Origin of the sequence: Klebsiella sp. CN_Kp097 (genome assembly GCF_040064495.1) — a bacterium.
Lineage (GTDB): Bacteria > Pseudomonadota > Gammaproteobacteria > Enterobacterales > Enterobacteriaceae > Klebsiella > Klebsiella aerogenes.
The window spans coordinates 52,111-67,079 of record NZ_JBEAIL010000025.1; the positions used below are offsets into that span (position 1 = coordinate 52,111).

Consider the following 14,969-nt stretch of genomic DNA (forward strand, 5'->3'; position numbering starts at 1 on the left):
TTACAGGCGCTGCAGCCCGCGGGGGGTCACTTGCCAGGTGACGGTATTGGGTTGTTGCCAGCTATTGCCATTGAGTGGATTAATAATAACGGAACGATTTCCCGCTTCGGCATGGAAGACTTCAATGGTATAGCCCTCATCCAGGATGGCGGTATCAACATAGTCGCCAAGCTGCGATGATCCTTTAATCGACTGGCGATACACCACCGAACCACGCGTATTGTAGACATTGACCGTGGCGTAAGTGGTCGTAAAGTGCTTATTCGGTACCACCGCATTGGCGCTAAAGGTCAACGCGCCGCTGCCAATATCCATCTCCATCCCGGCAAAGCAAACATCATCATCGCCAAGCAGTTGCCAACTGAAGCGATCGCCATACAGTGCGGTGGTCTCCTGAGTTTCCTCTTCTGTATCAGTGGTTTCCTCATCCGGTTCATCAGGCGCGAGCGCATAGACTTGGAGGCCCGTTTTCACCACGCGCCAGCGGTTATGCTGTTTCAGCGTGACGGCGTTTTGGGTCGTGCCATTAGTGGCGCTGGAGCGGTATGGTTCATCATGGAAAATCTCGATGATCATCCCTTCCGCGAGGGTAATCGTTTCGCTGTTTGCCAGATTGTTGGTAGCACCGGCGTAGCTGCGTTGATAAACAAACGTATCGTCCTCGCCAGTAACCGTAATGCTGGCATAGGTATGGGTGGTGTAATACGAGTGCGGTGTGCCGGCCCGTGTCGCGACCGTCATTGCGCGTTGTTTATTATCGATAACGATCTGGCAAAACTCGTTATTGCCCTGACCGCGGAGATCGAGCGTCACGCTTTTGCCCGTTAGCTCGCCCGGATCGTTATTATCCTGAGGCAGGACATCGGCATACGCTTTAAGCAGTTCACTGCGCCGGGGTTCTTCAATATGGGGGAGCATCAGCCAAAGATCGTTTTTACAGACGCACTCTTCCTGCGCTACCAGCGAGGGCTGAGTACGGATAGCCTGAGCGTTATGCTCGAAAATCGCCTCTAAGTCATCCGCCGGACTATTGCCGAGAATAAAGTTATACAGACCATTATCATCAATGCGTATCAGTTGGTATTTCTCACGCGCAACCAGGGTTAAATATCCCGGTGAGGTTTTCAGCCGTCCCGGCTCCATGTGGGTGATATATAAGTGATAGTGAGGGCTGAATGGAATAATCACTTTACCCGTCGCGCAGTTGGTGCCGGTCATCTTACGCTCAAACACTTTTTCACCGTTGGCGGAGAGTACACTGACTGCGGCATACAATGTCCCGGGGTAGTAGCTGTGCGGGGTGGCGCTGGTCACATTGAGAATAAGCTGCTGGTTTTCGTAATCAACATCCAGGTGGGCAAAAGGCGCATCGCTATAACCTAAAAAGGAGATCGTCACGTTACGTTCGCTGGTATCGTTTTGCTGAACGTAGTTGACGGTGACCGTATTGGCGCCTTCTTTTACGGTGATATAGCTGATATCCGGGCGATATTTTTGCGAGCGGCCTTTAGGCAGTTCGATCTGATACACGCCGATTGGCATGTCCTTCAGGGTCAGGACGTCACTATTAATCACCAGTGAATAATGGTTGCCGCAATTATCCTTGATAGCCAGCGTCTGACCGTAAATTTGCTCCGGGCGATCGATATTCAGCGTCAGGGTCAGCGCCCCCGTTTTGCCTAATATTGCCAGTTCGCTGTTATCCACCAGCCAGAAGAAGGAATCCAGCCCTAACTGTTGGCGCGCGCTATCCCATTCGCTTTGCGGTAGAAAACGATACAGCGGATAGAGCGGTTTTGTCGCCAGCGAGACGATATTTTCCCGGGTGGCGTTTTTCAGCGTTAAACCGCAGAGCTCGATAAACGGCGTCACATCATATCCCGCGGAGGTAGCGATGGCGGTTGCCAGCATATCGGCAAGCTGATGATCCGACTGCTGGAAGCTCTCGCTATTGGCAAGTTGGCGATAGTTCTGATTAAAGGTGCGGAAGGATGCGATACCTGCTTTGAATAACATCAGCATCAGGAATTGCAGGCGAGAACGCAAACCCCAACTGGTGACCGGCGTCTTGTCGGTAATATAGTTAACCAACTGTGCTTCCTGCGCGGCCAGCTTACCGTAGTTGTATAGCCAGCCATCGGTATACAGATGATTATCCTGACTCAGCGTGAGCTGTTGATAGAAGGAAGCGTAAATATTGTTCCACACTTCGCTGACGGAAAGCGTGGGATCCTGCATAAATTTACCCTGATAGCCGTGGCCGATTTCATGCAGGATAACCCACTGCGTGGCGACGTTATCCAGCCAGCCTTCGCCAACCGTGGCGGCGGTCTGCGCGCACCAGTTGGTATTATAATAAGCCGAACCGACGCCATGTTTATCCGCCCGCAAAAAGTAGCGGTTGGCAACGTTCTGATTCCATTGCGAATCGGGATTTTCGCTTAGTCCGGCCCAATCGTTATAGCTGGTGAAAAGGTGGTTATAAAAACGGTGTAACGACGCTAATCCCGCTTTCATCGCGTTGTCGCGGTCGGCGTAGGGCAACAGCAGATTGATAACATCCAGATCCACCAGCGCGAAAGACGATTTATTATTCTCCCAATCCAGGAAAAACGTCTCTTCAGACTGTCCTGATTTCCAGCTGGGGAGCGGTTTCGTCGCCGCGGGTTGTTGGTAAATCACGGAGAACTCGCAGGGGCTGTCGGTAAACAACGTATCGACAAACGGCACAGAATCGACGGTGGTGCTAATCGTTGTCCAGTTGGTGGTCAGAGCGCTGGATTTTTCCACTGCGCTATCATCACACATCAGGCGCAGGGTCGAGATGCCGTTGCTGAGATCGGTTTGCCGAATTTTCAGCACCGTATTGGCGGGCAGAATAAAGCCCAGCGCCTGACGATCGTGTTTTCGTCCTTTCTCAAAACCCGCCTTATCCAGCCAGGTGGCGGATTGTAGGGTGTAACATTTTTGTTCAATTTCCTGTGTCATAGCTTGACCTCCTTTTAGGTGGAAATTGAACATAAATGAATTTAAAAAAATAAGTAATTCATATAGATACGTTGATGATGGGAAATGATGTTAGTGAGGGATAACTGAGTTTTGCTGTTAGCGAAGATGATCTACGGGTGACAAAATTGAGGATGGAGTCGGGGAAGAGGGCCAGTAGCTGGCCCGTAGCAGGCGGATTTATTTGCGCGTCAGTTTTTCCAGATCGGCTTCAATTTCACTGATCTTATTGGTGACGACGCTTTCCAGATGGCGTAAATCGTCAAGGATCTTACGCTTGAGGTCGATTTCAGTACGATCGCGCTGGCAGAGCTGATCCAGTTCGTCGATGACATAACGCAGGTTCGGACTAATCTCCTGCACTTCTTTGTAGCCCTGACCGACGCCGTCGGCGACCACGGTTTTACGCTGGCGTGGGTATTTAAACTTCACGCTTTTAGCGAAGAATTCGCCTTTATCTTTCTGGAAATAGATCTTCAGGATGTCGTTGTTAGCTTCCTGGCGCAGGCTATAGCGATCGATTTCATCAGGATTGGTAATGCCAAGACTTTTCAGATTATCGTACATAACGGTACCTTTGATATCATCATAACCATTGAATAATTAACGAAAAAATTCATCTTCGCCAGCGTCAGATATAAAAAAAGCGGGATACCTCCCGCTTTTTGTTCTGCTTAGTCGATGGTACGCAGCAGTTCGTTGATACCGACCTTACCGCGGGTCTTCGCATCAACCTTTTTCACGATCACCGCACAGTACAGGCTGTATTTGCCATCTTTCGACGGCAGGTTGCCGGAAACGACAACCGAGCCCGCCGGCACGCGGCCGTAATGGACTTCGCCGGTTTCGCGATCGTAAATTTTGGTGCTCTGGCCGATGTACACGCCCATGGAGATCACCGCGCCTTCTTCAACGATAACGCCTTCAACGATTTCAGAGCGCGCGCCGATGAAGCAGTTATCTTCGATGATGGTCGGGTTAGCCTGCAGCGGCTCGAGAACGCCGCCGATACCGACGCCACCGGACAGGTGAACGTTTTTACCGATCTGCGCGCAAGAGCCGACGGTGGCCCAGGTATCAACCATGGTGCCTTCATCAACATAAGCGCCGATGTTGACGTAGGACGGCATCAGCACGGTATTACGCGCGATGAACGCGCCCTGGCGGACTGCCGCCGGCGGCACTACGCGGAAGCCTTCTTTCTGGAAGCGTGCTTCATCGTAGTCGGCGAATTTCATTGGAACTTTATCGAAGTAGCGGCTTTCCGCACCATCGATAACCTGGTTATCGTTAATACGGAAAGAGAGCAGTACCGCTTTCTTCAGCCATTGATGCGTCACCCACTGACCGTCGATCTTCTCAGCGACGCGCAGCGCACCGGAATCCAGCAGGGCAATAACCTGGTTAACCGCTTCGCGGGTGACGGTATCCACATTTGCCGGCGTGATGTCGGCGCGACGCTCAAAGGCGGACTCAATAACGTTCTGTAACTGCTGCATTGTTTCTTTCCATTCACTTAAAAAAAATACGTTACCCTTTATCGTTTGGATTGAGGGCCTCTGTCAACCGTTGTTGCACTTCTTGTTGCAGCTCATTATTAAGGGCACGCCGGTCGGCGGTGGCGATTATAAATAAATCTTCTACTCGCTCGCCAATTGTCGTAATTCGGGCTCCGTGAAGCGAAATCCCGAGGTCGGCGAACACCTGACCGACGCGGGCGAGCAGCCCTGGCTGATCGAGCGCAATGAGCTCAAGAAATGATTTCCGGTCGGTATGGGTCGGCAGAAAATTCACCTCAGTGGCGACGGAAAAATGACGTAGTTTAGCCGCCTGGCGACGCGGGGCCGGCGGCTCCCAACTGCGTTGAGTTATTGTCTGCTCAAGACCGTGGCGAATCGCCTCGTGGCGATCGGCGGAAAGCGGGCTGCCGTCGGGTTCAAGGACGATAAAGGTATCCATCGCCATGCCGTCGCGGGTGGTGAAGATCTGCGCATCGTGAACGCTGAGGTTGCGCCGATCCAGTTCGCCGCAGACGGCGGCGAACAGGTAAGGGCGGTCCGGGCTCCAGATGAAGATCTCGGTGCCGCCGCGGGTGGCCCGCGAACTCAGCAGGATCATCGGTTTACTGAGATCGTGCTTCAGCAGGTTGCGGGCGTGCCAGGCGAGCTGGTTCGGCGTATGCCGCACAAAGTAGTTCGCCCGGCAGCGGTTCCAAATCTGGTGCAGCGCCTCTTCATTGATATTGTCCATGCGCAACAGCGCCAGCGCCTGCAGCTGATGGTGGCGTACCCGTTCACGCATATCCGGCGTGCTCTGCATACCGCGGCGCAGCTGTTTTTCGGTGGCGAAATAGAGCTCGCGTAGCAGGCTTTGCTTCCAGCTGTTCCACAGCGTTTCGTTGGTGGCGCAGATATCGGCGACGGTCAGGCATACCAGATAGCGCAGGCGATTTTCCGTCTGTACCTCTTCGGCGAACTGTTTAATCACCTCCGGGTCCTGAATGTCGCGGCGCTGGGCGGTTACCGACATCAATAGATGCTGGCGTACCAGCCAGGCGACCAGCTGCGTCTCCCGCGAATTGAGCCCGTGGAGCTCGGCGAATTTCAGCACGTCTTCGGCGCCGAGAATCGAGTGATCGCCGCCGCGGCCTTTAGCGATATCGTGAAACAGGGCGGCGATGAGGATAAGTTCAGGATGGGCCAGCCGCGGCCACAGCTCAACGCACAGCGGATGGCGGCTGCGGGTCTCTTCTTTCGCGAAGCTTTCCAGCTTTAACAAGACGCGTATGGTGTGTTCGTCGACGGTATAGGCGTGAAACAGGTCGAACTGCATCTGACCGACAATATGCGACCACTGCGGCATATAGGCCCACAGCACGCTGTGGCGATGCATCGGCAGCAGGCCGCGACTCACCGCGCCCTGATGGCGCAGCATGCTGAGGAAGAGAGTTCGCGCCTCCGGGATATAGCACAGCGGCTGCGTCAGGTGGCGGCGCGCGTGGCGCAGGTGACGCAGAGTAGTGGAGTAAATGCCGGTGATGCTGCTGTTGCGTACCATAATAAAGAACATCCGCAGAATTGCCTGCGGCTCGCGCATAAACAGGGTGTCGTCACGCAGGTCTATCAGGGTGCCGCGCAGTTGGAAATCATCATCAATAGGCCGCGGCTTTTCGTTCTCGGTTAGCGCGAGGATCGCCTCGTCAAACAACTGCAGTAGCATGTTATTGAGTTCACTCACCCGACGCGTGACGCGGAAGAAATCTTTCATCATGTGTTCGATCGGCTGATTACCTTCGCCTTCATAGCCGAGGCGGTGGGCGACATTCAGCTGACGATCGAAAAGCAGGCGGTTATCGTAGCGATTAACTTCAAGGTGCAAAGCAAAACGGATGCGCCAGAGCTGGTGCAGGCACTCGTTAAGCTCGTTGCGTTCGGCTTCGGTGAGGAAGCCGAAGCCGACCATTTCATCAAGCGAGGTGGCGCCGAAGTGGCGGCGGGCCACCCACTGCAGGGTATGTATATCGCGCAGGCCGCCGGGGCTGCTTTTGACGTCCGGCTCCAGGTTGTAACTGGTGCCATGGTAGCGCTGGTGGCGAACATTCTGCTCTTCAACCTTGGCGGCGAAGAACTTTTCCGACGGCCAGAAGCCGTCGCTGAAAATATGTTTTTGCAGTTCAAGAAACAGCGCGACATCGCCGATGAGTAGGCGGGATTCAATTAAGTTGGTGGCGACGGTAAGATCTGAAAGCCCTTCGAGCAAACACTCTTCGAGGGTACGCACGCTGTGGCCGACTTCGAGCTTAACGTCCCACAGCAGGGTCAGGAGCTCGCCGACCTTTTGCGCCTGCTCGTCCGGCAGCTTTTTACGGCTCAGAATCAGCAGGTCGACGTCGGAGAGCGGGTGCAGCTCGCCGCGGCCATAGCCGCCAACGGCCACTAGCGCCAGGTCGCAGACGGATTCAAAACCATAGTCGACCCACAGCCGCTGCAGCAGCTGGTCGATAAACTCGGTGCGCGCCGCGATGAGCTGCTCTGCGGCGATGCCGTTATCAAATGCCTCTCCGAGCCAGTGCTGGAAGGTATCGATGTGCGCCTTGATTGCGGCACAGTTCAGATCGCCCTGCGGCCAGTTCACCGGATGTTCCGGCGGGATGGGCAGAAGAGGGGAGGCTGTGTCAGGTAAAGAGTTGCTCATCGCGTCACCATAAGAAAAAACTATCTAATAAAAAAGCCGGCGGGCGCCGGCTTTTCATTATTCGTCGTGCGAGATTATCGCCGGGATGGTGTCATCCTTGCGTAGCGTCAGAATTTCGCAGCCGTTATCGGTTACCACAATAGTATGCTCGTACTGCGCAGACAAGCTACGGTCTTTGGTTTTCACCGTCCAGCCGTCCTTCATGCTGCGGATCTCTTTCTTACCGGCGTTGACCATCGGTTCGATGGTGAAGGTCATACCAGGCTTGAGCACCACGTCGGTTTCCGGCGAATCATAGTGCAGTACCTGCGGTTCTTCGTGGAAGCCGCGGCCGATACCGTGCCCGCAGTACTCGCGCACCACGGAAAAACCTTCCGCTTCAACGAATTTCTGGATCGCCGCGCCGATCGCGCGCAGGTTGATCCCCGGTTTAACCATCTTCAGCGCCAGATAGAGGCTTTCCTGGGTGATGCGGCACAGGCGCTCGCCGAGGATAGTCGGTTTACCGACGATGAACATTTTTGAGGTATCGCCGTGGAACTCATCTTTAATCACGGTCACGTCGATATTGACGATGTCGCCGTCTTTCAGCAGTTTGCCGTCATCCGGGATGCCGTGGCACACCACTTCATTAATAGAGATACAGACCGATTTCGGGAAGCCGTGATAGCCGAGGCAGGCGGAGACCGCTTTCTGTTCATTAACAATGTAGTCGTTGCAGATGCGATCCAGCTCGCCGGTGCTGACGCCCGGTTTGACGTAGGGTTCGATCATTTCCAGCACTTCGGCGGCCAGGCGGCCGGCAACGCGCATTTTTTCGATGTCTTCAGATGTCTTGATAGAGATAGCCATGGAATATGTCCAGCAGTGTCGATTTTTTCGACAATAATAGATTAAGTCCTGTCAATGGTAACAGTCCGGGTACGCTGGTGCCAAATTGAGAATCATTAACAGCACGAGACGTCAACAAGAGTTGGTGTCTGGCCAGGTTTTGTGGTATAAAGCGCGCCGGACTTCCGTTCCATCTCAGATACACAAGGATGGGCGTAAGCGACATACTCATATTGTGTAAATAACACACACGTATCGGCACATATTCCGGGGTGCCCTTTGGGGTCGGTAATATGGGATACGTGGAGGCATAACCCCAATTTAATCTATAGAGGTTTTAAACATGGCAACTGTTTCCATGCGCGACATGCTCAAGGCTGGTGTTCACTTCGGTCACCAGACCCGTTACTGGAACCCGAAAATGAAGCCTTTCATCTTCGGCGCGCGTAACAAAGTTCACATCATCAACCTTGAGAAAACTGTACCGATGTTCAACGAAGCTCTGGCTGAGCTGAACAAAATCTCTGCCCGTAAAGGCAAGATCCTGTTCGTTGGTACTAAGCGCGCTGCAAGCGAAGCGGTAAAAGAAGCTGCTAACAGCTGCGACCAGTTCTTCGTGAACCATCGCTGGCTGGGCGGTATGCTGACTAACTGGAAAACCGTTCGTCAGTCCATCAAACGTCTGAAAGACCTGGAAACTCAGTCCCAGGACGGTACTTTCGAGAAGCTGACCAAGAAAGAAGCGCTGATGCGCACTCGTGAGCTGGACAAGCTGGAAAACAGCCTGGGCGGTATCAAAGACATGGGCGGCCTGCCGGACGCACTGTTCGTTATCGACGCTGACCACGAGCACATCGCTATCAAAGAAGCAAACAACCTGGGTATCCCGGTATTTGCTATCGTTGATACCAACTCTGATCCGGACGGCGTAGACTTCGTTATCCCGGGTAACGACGATGCAATCCGCGCAGTTAGCCTGTACCTGGGCGCTGTTGCAGCTACCGTTCGTGAAGGTCGCTCTCAGGACCTGGCTTCTCAGGCGGAAGAAAGCTTCGTAGAAGCTGAATAATAAGGTTTAAGCCCTTATTAGTACCGTGTATGAATAGGGGCCAATTTTAGGCCCCTTTTTTCAATTTATGCTGTTTGGCCGCAGGCCGGGCAGTTTCCACATCTCCCGAGGATTTTAGAATGGCTGAAATTACCGCTTCCCTGGTAAAAGAGCTGCGCGAACGTACTGGCGCAGGCATGATGGATTGCAAAAAAGCACTGACTGAAGCTAATGGCGACATCGAGCTGGCAATCGAAAACATGCGTAAATCCGGCGCGATCAAAGCGGCGAAAAAAGCAGGCAACGTTGCTGCTGACGGCGTGATCAAAACCAAAATCGACGGCAACTACGGTTACATTCTGGAAGTTAACTGCCAGACTGACTTCGTTGCTAAAGATGGTGGTTTCCAGGCATTTGCTGACAAAGTACTGGACGCCGCTGTTGCTGGTAAAATCTCCGACGTTGAAGTTCTGAAAGCGCAGTTCGAAGAAGAACGTGTTGCCCTGGTTGCTAAAATCGGCGAGAACATCAACATCCGTCGTATCGCTATCCTGGAAGGCGACGTTCTGGGCAGCTACCAGCACGGTGCGCGCATCGGCGTTCTGGTTGCCGCTAAAGGCGCTGACGAAGAGCTGGTTAAGCAGCTGGCAATGCACGTTGCTGCAAGCAAGCCGGAATTCGTTAAGCCGGAAGACGTTTCTGCTGAAGTAGTAGAAAAAGAGTACCAGGTTCAGCTGGACATCGCGATGCAGTCCGGTAAGCCGAAAGAAATCGCAGAGAAAATGGTTGAAGGCCGTATGAAGAAATTCACCGGCGAAGTTTCTCTGACTGGTCAGCCTTTCGTTATGGAACCGAGCAAATCTGTTGGTCAGCTGCTGAAAGAGCACAACGCCGACGTTACTGGCTTCATCCGCTTTGAAGTGGGCGAAGGCATCGAGAAAGTTGAGACTGACTTTGCAGCAGAAGTTGCTGCGATGTCCAAGCAGTCTTAATTTTTAAAAAAAGGAGCCGCCTGAGGGCGGCTTCTTTTTGCGCCTCTCTTGTAAAATCAGCCAATCGCTTATAGTGACTGCGCTGAACGATGACATACAATGTCGTCAGAATTAACTCATCTCAATCGTTGACAGTCTCAGGAAAGAAACATGGCTACCAATGCAAAACCCGTCTACAAACGTATTCTGCTGAAGTTAAGTGGCGAAGCTCTGCAGGGTTCAGAAGGCTTCGGTATTGATGCAAGCATACTTGACCGTATGGCTCAGGAAATCAAAGAACTGGTTGAACTGGGTATTCAGGTTGGCGTAGTGATTGGTGGCGGTAACCTGTTCCGTGGTGCTGGTCTGGCGAAAGCGGGTATGAACCGCGTTGTGGGCGACCACATGGGCATGCTGGCAACGGTCATGAACGGCCTGGCAATGCGTGATGCGCTCCATCGCGCCTATGTGAACGCTCGCCTGATGTCCGCAATCCCGCTGAACGGCGTGTGTGACAACTACAGCTGGGCGGAAGCGATTAGCCTGCTGCGTAACAATCGCGTGGTGATCCTCTCCGCAGGTACCGGCAACCCATTCTTTACTACCGACTCCGCAGCCTGCCTGCGCGGTATTGAAATCGAAGCCGACGTGGTACTGAAAGCGACCAAGGTTGACGGCGTGTTTACCGCTGACCCGGCGAAAGATCCTTCCGCCACCATGTACGATCAGCTGACCTACAGCGAAGTGCTGGATAAAGAGCTGAAAGTGATGGATCTTGCCGCCTTCACCCTGGCGCGCGACCACAAACTGCCGATTCGCGTATTTAACATGAACAAGCCTGGCGCGCTGCGTCGTGTGGTGATGGGCGAAAAAGAAGGCACATTGATTACGGAATAATTCCCGTCGGCGCTAATTCCGGGTAATATTCCGCTTTACTTTAGCGGGGAAGTTGCCCGGTTAATTGAATTAATCCGGACTATACTTAGCTCACTTTTGCGGTGAGCGACCGTGTGGTCTGTCTGAGACAAGTTTTCAAGGATTCGTAACGTGATTAGCGATATCAGAAAAGATGCTGAAGTACGCATGGAAAAATGCGTTGAAGCATTCAAAAACCAAATCAGCAAAATTCGCACGGGTCGTGCTTCTCCAAGCCTGCTGGATGGCATCATTGTAGAATACTACGGTACGCCGACTCCGCTGCGTCAGCTGGCAAGCGTTACGGTAGAAGATTCCCGTACGCTGAAAATCAACGTCTTCGACCGCTCTATGAGCCCGGCCGTTGAAAAAGCGATTATGGCGTCTGACCTGGGTCTGAACCCAAGCTCTGCGGGTAGCGATATCCGCGTTCCGCTGCCGCCGCTGACAGAAGAACGTCGTAAAGATCTGACCAAGATCGTGCGTGGCGAAGCTGAGCAGGCGCGTGTCGCCGTGCGTAACGTTCGCCGTGACGCGAACGACAAAGTTAAAGCTCTGCTCAAAGAGAAAGAGATCAGCGAAGATGACGATCGCCGTTCTCAGGACGACGTGCAGAAAATGACTGACGCCGCCATTAAGAAAGTTGATGCGGCGCTGGCAGAGAAAGAAGCGGAACTGATGCAGTTCTGATTTTCTGCCGTTACGCGGGCCCGGGATATTCGGGGCTGCGTAAAGTCTGAAACGCCGTACAGAAGACCGTACGCTCAATATTTGGGATTGCGTTAAAATAGCTGGCCTTGTAGCCTTCCGTTCTATACCGAAGGTCATTCGCCGCCGTTTTAGCCCCGAGGATTGATGCATAAAGGGCTTGCTGGCGGCGTTTTGCTTTTTATCCTGTCACAATTCTTCTGGACGTCTCATGAAGCAATTAACCGTTCTCGGTTCGACCGGTTCAATCGGCTGCAGCACGCTGGACGTGGTGCGCCATAATCCCGAAAGCTTTTCCATCGCCGCGCTGGTCGCGGGGAAAAATGTCGACCGTATGGTTGAACAATGTCTGGAATTTTCCCCCCGCTTCGCGGTGATGGATGATGCGCAAAGCGCTGAGCGTTTGCGTACGCTGCTACGTGAACAGGGCTGCCGCACGGAAGTGCTGAGCGGTAAGCAGGCGGCGGCCGACGTCGCGGCGCTGGATGAAGTCGATCAGGTGATGGCGGCCATCGTTGGCGCGGCCGGTCTGGCGCCGACGCTGGCGGCCATTCGCGCCGGCAAAACGGTGTTGTTAGCGAATAAAGAGTCGCTGGTGACCTGCGGCCGCCTGTTTATGGACGCGGTTCAGCAGTATGGCGCTCGCCTGTTGCCGGTTGATAGCGAACATAACGCGATTTTTCAGAGTTTGCCGGAAACAATTCAAAACCATCTGGGATACGCTGACCTGACGCAGAACGGCGTCTCGTCGATTCTGCTGACCGGTTCCGGTGGACCTTTCCGGGAAACGGCTATTTCTGAGCTGGCGGCAATGACGCCGGATCAGGCCTGCCGCCATCCGAACTGGTCAATGGGACGCAAAATTTCCGTTGATTCCGCCACGATGATGAATAAAGGGCTGGAGTACATCGAAGCCCGCTGGCTGTTTAATGCCTCTGCTCAGCAGATGGAAGTCATTATTCATCCGCAATCGGTGATTCACTCCATGGTTCGCTATCAGGACGGCAGCGTGCTGGCGCAATTAGGCGAGCCGGATATGCGCACGCCGATCGCCCATACCATGGGGTGGCCGCAGCGCCTGAACTCCGGCGTTAAACCGTTGGACTTCTGTCAATTGAGCAACCTGAGTTTCTCTGCGCCGGATTACGATCGCTATCCGTGCCTGAAGCTGGCAATGGACGCTTTTGATGTCGGCCAGGCCGCGACGACGGCGTTGAATGCCGCAAACGAAGTTTCGGTGGCGGCGTTTCTGAATAGCGAAATCCGCTTTACCGATATTGCGGCGGTTAACCAGGCGGTGCTGGATAGTATGGCGCTCAATGAACCGCAAAGTATTGATGAAGTGGTTGCGATTGATGCCGAAGCGCGCGTCGCCGCACAGCGACAACTCCGATAACACATGGCGTAGGGGAGCCCCTGTAACGCGTTGTGATATTTGTGGGCGCTGGGCTTCGGTGATATAGTCTGCGCCACCCGATCGTTGCATTTTGTTGTGAAAGATTACGGTGGCCGTGGCAAGACACGGCTTTTTTGCGTAAAGCTTTTGGTTGTTCTCTGCGATTGGCTGTAGCTCCGGCGCCGGATAAAAATGCGTATTCAGCGCTGCCCGGCGGCGTGTGTGTTGTGGCTTAGCTAATCCTTATTATGGACTTAAAACGCGTTATGTTGTCTGCTAATCAAACTGTCAGCAAAATGTCGCCTGCGCATGGTTGTCGCCATGTCGCCATTATCATGGACGGCAACGGTCGTTGGGCGAAACAACAAGGTAAAATTCGCGCCTTTGGCCATAAAGCTGGAGCGAAATCTGTTCGTCGCGCGGTCTCCTTCGCGGCGAATAATGGTATTGAAGCATTAACGCTTTACGCATTCAGTAGTGAAAACTGGAATCGTCCGGCGCAGGAAGTGAGCGCGCTGATGGAACTGTTTGTCTGGGCCCTGGATAGCGAAGTAAAAAGCCTGCATCGTCACAATGTCCGCCTGCGGATTATCGGCGAGACGACGCGCTTTAATGCCCGACTGCAGGAGCGCATCCGTAAGGCGGAGGCGTTAACGGCAAACAATACGGGGTTAACGCTGAATATCGCTGCTAATTACGGCGGCCGCTGGGATATTGTCCAGGGGGCGCGTCAACTGGCCGAACAGGTACAAAACGGGTTGCTAAAACCTGAAGAGATCACGGAAGAGTTGCTGAGCCAGCAAGTGTGTATGCATGAACTGGCTCCCGTTGATTTAGTTATTAGGACCGGGGGAGAGCACCGAATAAGTAACTTTTTGATTTGGCAAATTGCCTATGCCGAACTTTACTTTACGGATGTTCTTTGGCCCGATTTTGCTGAACAGGACTTTGAAGGTGCACTCCATGCATTCGTTAGTCGAGAGCGTCGTTTTGGCGGCACAGAAGAGCCGGGTGGCAGTCATGCCTGATGGGGGTCACTTTTGCTGAAGTATCGCCTGATTTCCGCTTTCGTTTTAATTCCCGTCGTTATTGCGGCGCTTTTTCTATTGCCGCCCGCGGGCTTTGCTATTGTCACACTGGTCGTTTGTATGCTCGCCGCGTGGGAGTGGGGGCAATTAAGCGGTTTCACCTCAACGACGCAGCGCGTGTGGCTGGCGGTGCTTTGTGGCCTGCTGCTGGCGCTAATGCTCTTTATGTTGCCCGAATATCACTATGACGCTCATCAACCGATGGTTGAGGGATCGTTATGGGCTTCGTTTGGCTGGTGGATTGTCGCGTTGGTGCTGGTGCTCTCTTATCCGGCTTCGGCGGCGTTGTGGCGTCATTCGAAAGCGCTGCGTCTTATCTTCGGCGTGCTGACTATTGTCCCGTTTTTCTGGGGCATGCTGGCGCTGCGGGCCTGGCATTATGCCGATAACCACTATAGCGGCGCGGTGTGGCTGCTGTACGTCATGATTCTGGTGTGGGGTGCGGATTCCGGCGCCTACATGTTCGGTAAAATGTTCGGCAAGCATAAGCTGGCGCCAAAGGTTTCCCCGGGGAAAACCTGGCAGGGTTTCTTCGGTGGCCTGCTGACGGCCGCGATCATCTCCTGGGCTTACGGCATGTGGGCTCATCTGGATGTCACCCCAACCGTGTTGCTGATTTGCTCGGTGGTGGCGGCGCTGGCTTCAGTGCTGGGCGATTTGACGGAAAGTATGTTTAAGCGTGAAGCCGGCATCAAGGATAGCGGGCATCTGATCCCTGGACATGGCGGTATTTTAGATCGCATTGATAGCCTGACGGCTGCGGTGCCGGTGTTCGCTTGTCTGCTGTTGTTAGTCTTCAGGACGATTTGACG

At 53.6% G+C, this 14,969-nt stretch carries 12 protein-coding genes; 7 read left to right on the top strand and 5 right to left on the bottom strand.

Annotation, left to right across the window (positions count from 1 at the left end; translation table 11 throughout):
- The 5 genes from ABLV07_RS20195 to map all read right to left on the bottom strand — a co-directional run bounded on the left by ABLV07_RS20195 (position 1) and on the right by map (position 8,052).
- Complete coding sequence (locus ABLV07_RS20195; RefSeq protein WP_047063913.1) at positions 1-2,988, bottom strand: putative mucin/carbohydrate-binding domain-containing protein; 2,988 nt, start codon at positions 2,986-2,988, stop codon at positions 1-3.
- Positions 2,989-3,186: 198 nt separating this feature from the next.
- The gene (locus ABLV07_RS20200; protein WP_015368173.1) at positions 3,187-3,573 is read right to left on the bottom strand and encodes a DUF3461 family protein; all 387 of its coding nucleotides are present in this window, start codon (positions 3,571-3,573) and stop codon (positions 3,187-3,189) included.
- A 107-nt stretch (positions 3,574-3,680) separates the two neighbouring features.
- A complete protein-coding gene (gene dapD, locus ABLV07_RS20205; protein ID WP_015368172.1) occupies positions 3,681-4,505 on the bottom strand; it encodes a 2,3,4,5-tetrahydropyridine-2,6-dicarboxylate N-succinyltransferase in 825 nt (274 codons plus the stop codon).
- Between the two features lie 31 nt (positions 4,506-4,536).
- Entirely contained in the window at positions 4,537-7,200 is a 2,664-nt protein-coding gene (gene glnD / locus ABLV07_RS20210) for a bifunctional uridylyltransferase/uridylyl-removing protein GlnD (protein WP_020079581.1), read from the bottom strand.
- A 57-nt stretch (positions 7,201-7,257) separates the two neighbouring features.
- Positions 7,258-8,052, bottom strand: coding sequence for a type I methionyl aminopeptidase (map, locus tag ABLV07_RS20215; protein WP_015704444.1), 795 nt, complete (start codon positions 8,050-8,052; stop codon positions 7,258-7,260).
- Between the two features lie 322 nt (positions 8,053-8,374).
- Here map and rpsB point away from each other — a divergent pair, with 322 nt between their 5' ends.
- The 7 genes from rpsB (at position 8,375) to cdsA (ending at position 14,967) form a co-directional block, all read left to right on the top strand.
- On the top strand, positions 8,375-9,100 hold the full coding sequence (gene rpsB / locus ABLV07_RS20220; protein WP_004858107.1) for a 30S ribosomal protein S2: 726 nt from the start codon (positions 8,375-8,377) through the stop codon (positions 9,098-9,100).
- A 119-nt stretch (positions 9,101-9,219) separates the two neighbouring features.
- The gene (tsf, locus tag ABLV07_RS20225) at positions 9,220-10,071 is read left to right on the top strand and encodes a translation elongation factor Ts (RefSeq protein WP_015368168.1); all 852 of its coding nucleotides are present in this window, start codon (positions 9,220-9,222) and stop codon (positions 10,069-10,071) included.
- Between the two features lie 150 nt (positions 10,072-10,221).
- Positions 10,222-10,947, top strand: coding sequence for a UMP kinase (gene pyrH / locus ABLV07_RS20230; RefSeq protein ID WP_004098747.1), 726 nt, complete (start codon positions 10,222-10,224; stop codon positions 10,945-10,947).
- A 150-nt stretch (positions 10,948-11,097) separates the two neighbouring features.
- Positions 11,098-11,655, top strand: a complete 558-nt coding sequence (gene frr, locus ABLV07_RS20235; RefSeq protein WP_015368165.1) for a ribosome recycling factor — start codon at positions 11,098-11,100, stop codon at positions 11,653-11,655.
- Positions 11,656-11,884: 229 nt separating this feature from the next.
- Positions 11,885-13,069 carry a 1-deoxy-D-xylulose-5-phosphate reductoisomerase gene (gene ispC, locus ABLV07_RS20240; RefSeq protein ID WP_348853793.1) on the top strand — a complete coding sequence of 395 codons (1,185 nt, stop codon included), beginning with the start codon at positions 11,885-11,887 and terminating at the stop codon, positions 13,067-13,069.
- A 266-nt stretch (positions 13,070-13,335) separates the two neighbouring features.
- Positions 13,336-14,097, top strand: coding sequence for a (2E,6E)-farnesyl-diphosphate-specific ditrans,polycis-undecaprenyl-diphosphate synthase (gene ispU, locus ABLV07_RS20245; RefSeq protein WP_015368162.1), 762 nt, complete (start codon positions 13,336-13,338; stop codon positions 14,095-14,097).
- Positions 14,098-14,109: 12 nt separating this feature from the next.
- Complete coding sequence (cdsA, locus tag ABLV07_RS20250; RefSeq protein ID WP_348853792.1) at positions 14,110-14,967, top strand: phosphatidate cytidylyltransferase; 858 nt, start codon at positions 14,110-14,112, stop codon at positions 14,965-14,967.
- Positions 14,968-14,969: the final 2 nt, after the last annotated feature.

Coding starts and splice junctions, on each gene's coding strand:
- ABLV07_RS20200 (WP_015368173.1), bottom strand. CDS start 3,573: ATGTACGATAATCTGAAAAGTCTTGGCATTACCAATCCTGATGAAATC.
- map (WP_015704444.1), bottom strand. CDS start 8,052: ATGGCTATCTCTATCAAGACATCTGAAGACATCGAAAAAATGCGCGTT.
- ispC (WP_348853793.1), top strand. CDS start 11,885: ATGAAGCAATTAACCGTTCTCGGTTCGACCGGTTCAATCGGCTGCAGC.
- pyrH (WP_004098747.1), top strand. CDS start 10,222: ATGGCTACCAATGCAAAACCCGTCTACAAACGTATTCTGCTGAAGTTA.
- glnD (WP_020079581.1), bottom strand. CDS start 7,200: ATGAGCAACTCTTTACCTGACACAGCCTCCCCTCTTCTGCCCATCCCG.
- ispU (WP_015368162.1), top strand. CDS start 13,336: ATGTTGTCTGCTAATCAAACTGTCAGCAAAATGTCGCCTGCGCATGGT.
- ABLV07_RS20195 (WP_047063913.1), bottom strand. CDS start 2,988: ATGACACAGGAAATTGAACAAAAATGTTACACCCTACAATCCGCCACC.
- rpsB (WP_004858107.1), top strand. CDS start 8,375: ATGGCAACTGTTTCCATGCGCGACATGCTCAAGGCTGGTGTTCACTTC.
- tsf (WP_015368168.1), top strand. CDS start 9,220: ATGGCTGAAATTACCGCTTCCCTGGTAAAAGAGCTGCGCGAACGTACT.
- dapD (WP_015368172.1), bottom strand. CDS start 4,505: ATGCAGCAGTTACAGAACGTTATTGAGTCCGCCTTTGAGCGTCGCGCC.